This window comes from Vibrio fujianensis (assembly GCF_002749895.1).
Classification (GTDB): domain Bacteria; phylum Pseudomonadota; class Gammaproteobacteria; order Enterobacterales; family Vibrionaceae; genus Vibrio; species Vibrio fujianensis.
Genome location: NZ_NBUS01000040.1, coordinates 75,034 through 78,000, shown reverse-complemented (window position 1 = coordinate 78,000; position 2,967 = coordinate 75,034). Strand labels below are relative to the sequence as shown.

The 2,967-nt window shown below is 42.8% G+C and carries 3 protein-coding genes and 1 pseudogene; 2 read left to right on the top strand and 2 right to left on the bottom strand.

What is annotated here, in order from left to right; genetic code table 11:
- Nucleotides 1-794, top strand: a 794-nt coding sequence (locus tag B7C60_RS17170; protein ID WP_245868698.1) for a methyl-accepting chemotaxis protein, incomplete at its 5' end; no start/stop codon positions are given.
- A 58-nt stretch (nt 795-852) separates the two neighbouring features.
- Here the strand turns inward: B7C60_RS17170 and B7C60_RS06285 are convergent.
- A complete protein-coding gene (locus B7C60_RS06285) occupies nt 853-1,476 on the bottom strand; it encodes a PGAP1-like alpha/beta domain-containing protein (RefSeq protein ID WP_099610922.1) in 624 nt (207 codons plus the stop codon).
- Between the two features lie 70 nt (nt 1,477-1,546).
- The gene (locus tag B7C60_RS06280; protein WP_099610921.1) at nt 1,547-2,263 is read right to left on the bottom strand and encodes an NUDIX hydrolase; all 717 of its coding nucleotides are present in this window, start codon (nt 2,261-2,263) and stop codon (nt 1,547-1,549) included.
- Between the two features lie 302 nt (nt 2,264-2,565).
- Between B7C60_RS06280 and B7C60_RS18065 the strand changes: the two are divergent.
- Nucleotides 2,566-2,967, top strand: a pseudogene (locus B7C60_RS18065) (nicotinate phosphoribosyltransferase); the annotation flags it as partial.

The window sequence follows — 2,967 nt, the reverse complement described above, 5'->3', positions numbered from 1 at the left end:
AAGAGCTGGCCGCTAAGGTTGCGCATACTCAGCAAAGTGTGGATGAGCAGAAATACGAGATCCAGAAAATTGTCTCATCTGTGGCAGATTTATCAGGCAACACTCAGCATATTGATCAAGTGACGCATAAGGCATCGTACAAGAGTGAGGAAACTCAACAACAAGCGCAGCTAGGTGAGCAAAGTATTGTGCATTCCATTGAGCGGACAGAACACTTATCACAATTACTGGATCAAACCGGACAAGTGATTAATGGGCTGTATCAACGTAGCTCAGATATTAGCCTTATTTCTGAGGTGATTGGTAATATCACCAAGCAAACCAACTTACTGGCATTAAACGCGGCAATTGAAGCTGCGCGAGCCGGTGAGGCTGGACGAGGGTTTGCTGTTGTAGCCGATCACGTTCGTGAATTAGCTCAGCAGACCCAGCAGTCGATTGAAGAAATTGCCGGAGTGATTGAAAACCTGCAAGCTCAAGCTTCGGATGCGCAAGGTTTTATGAAACAGTGTCAAATTGAAATTGGGGAAAGTTTACAGCAAGTCAAAGAGGCGGGAGCTGCTTATCACCAAATCGTGGAGGCCGCTCAAGTTATTGCAAAACTTGATGGACAAATTGCTCAATTGGCACAAACGCAGCAACAGTTATCAATGCATGTGAGTGAGAGCGTCAACACGATTGAAGGATCTTCTCTTAATATTGAACATATTGCTAGTGAAACCACGCAGACCTATCACCTTGTTCAGCAACAAACTGAACACTTAAAGCAGTACATTGGTGCATTTACCGTTTAGTGGTTTCAATTTTTCATGGTTTGCTTGACCTGAATCGAGTTGTTCTCTTGATGCTGATTCAGGTCTTTTCATGTTCAAATTGGTCATAGCGAATGAAGTGGTCAATTTGTTTGGCGATATAATGGTTGTATAACATACTGGTGTGTGTGGTTCGTGTTTCCAGATGATCCGTCATGCCTGCAATTTTGGTTTCTTCCACCGTCACCGTGCCATCGGACTCCTTTTGATTCCCCATTAATAATGTGCGCATTCCGATGGGAAGCGTCCCCGCGATACTGCCGAGCTTTTGTGGAAAATGCCAGCTATCGTGATGTTTTTTTAAGCCATATTCAGTGGCGTTTCCAAGAATCATTCCCAGCCCTAATTGCTCTATTTTGCTTACAATCGAGGCCCCCTGCAAAGGAGAACCGATAGTGATCACATGAGAGATATGCTGAGTATTGGGGTGGCGTGAAGCTAAATAGCGTTTGATCATCAAGCCGCCTAAGCTATGCCCGACCAACACATTGCTTTGTTTGCAATCGAGTGCGGCATCAATTTGGAGAAACAGTTTTTCCTCATTAATCGACAGTGTATTGTAACTAAGTGCGATCGCTTGATAACCCAACTTAGTCAGTTGCTGGCGTAAGGGATGCATAACAATGCTATGCATGTAGAGTCCATGAAGAATAATAATTGGCATGATAGGTCGTCCTACAAACGGCTCGAAGTGGTGATCTAACCATGCTTTTATGACAAGTTAAAGTGGTCTTTTATCCGCGTAAGCAGGTTTGAAAGTAAGTGACTTCGTGGTTGGCAAGGCGGTATACAGTGGCGGGTTTCCCACCTTTTCCTTTACATGAAGCGGCGATTTTGTTCGCGCTGACAATTACGCCTGTATTAATCAGCCGCCGTTTGACCGTCATGCGATTCATGTCTACCCCAAATTTTGCATAAGCATCAATGATATCTGCCACCAGAAATTCTTTTTCCAATGAGAAAAGTACAACCGATGTGTATTCGACTGCGGCACGTAGTTTTTTCCATGCGTGTTGAATTTGAGCGACATGGTCAAAAGCCAGTTCCATTTCATTATTTAGCAGCATCTTCAGACTAAACCAATTAGCGCGATTGCGATCGATACCAAAATCTTCAATTTGTTGAACATTAGAAGGATTAAGCAGCGCGTAATGCGAGATACTGACGCTCCAACCATCGGGATCGCGTTTAGGGTTACCATCAACGAGTGGATCGCTAATAAAATTCGGATAAGTATGAATTTTTTGCCGACAAATACGTCGTCGGGCAGAATCAAAATCTTCATCGGCGGGTTCACCGCCCTTGGCCGTCATATCTTCATCATACACGAGTCCTCCCGGCAAGGCCCATTGACCGCAATCTGGCCGATTAGGATTACTGCGTTTAACCAATAATATTTGAATACCGGTTGGTGCAAGGCGTAAACAAACCAGATCAATGGTAACAATCATGCTGACATTCCTAAAAAATTGAGCCTTTATTCTAGGTAAGAGCTGAGAGAGGGTCAAATGTAAATAACAGTTTGTGACAAACATGGTTTTTATCAGTGGTGTTATTTCGGTAACGCCTTCACTGAGCTGTTATTTTTATATAATCGCCATAAATAAACATACAAATTATATGGATATAAGATAAGCGTTAGTTTGTCACAATAGTTGACAAACTTGTAAGGCTAATTTATTGTGCTGAAAAAGTTAGCAACATAATGTTACTAACATGCAGATCTGTTAACCTTGAATGGAAGGATGGCATAATGAACGCTTGCCTGTTTTCTCCCCACCTTATCCGCAGCTTGTTGGATCTTGATGCTTATAAAATCAATATGATGCAGGCCATTCATTCTTTTTATCCTGACGTTCAAGTTCGCTATGAATTGATTGTTCGGAGTGATGAAGATGTTAGTGACCTTTTGGAAGAGGTGCGTGAAAAGATCGCGCATTTAGCCTCTTTACGTTTCTCTGATGCGGATATTACCTATCTAGAGAAAAGCTCCCCTCATCTTAAAGCTTCGTTTTTACAATCCTTGCGTTATTTTCATTTTCAACCAGAGCGTCAGGTTGAGATGGGGATTATCAAGCAAGAGGGAAAGCACCAGTTACGTATTGCGATTCAGGGAGCATGGCGAGATACCATTTTGTATGAAACCTTGGTGATG

Coding starts and splice junctions, on each gene's coding strand:
- B7C60_RS06285 (WP_099610922.1), bottom strand. CDS start 1,476: ATGCCAATTATTATTCTTCATGGACTCTACATGCATAGCATTGTTATG.
- B7C60_RS06280 (WP_099610921.1), bottom strand. CDS start 2,263: ATGATTGTTACCATTGATCTGGTTTGTTTACGCCTTGCACCAACCGGT.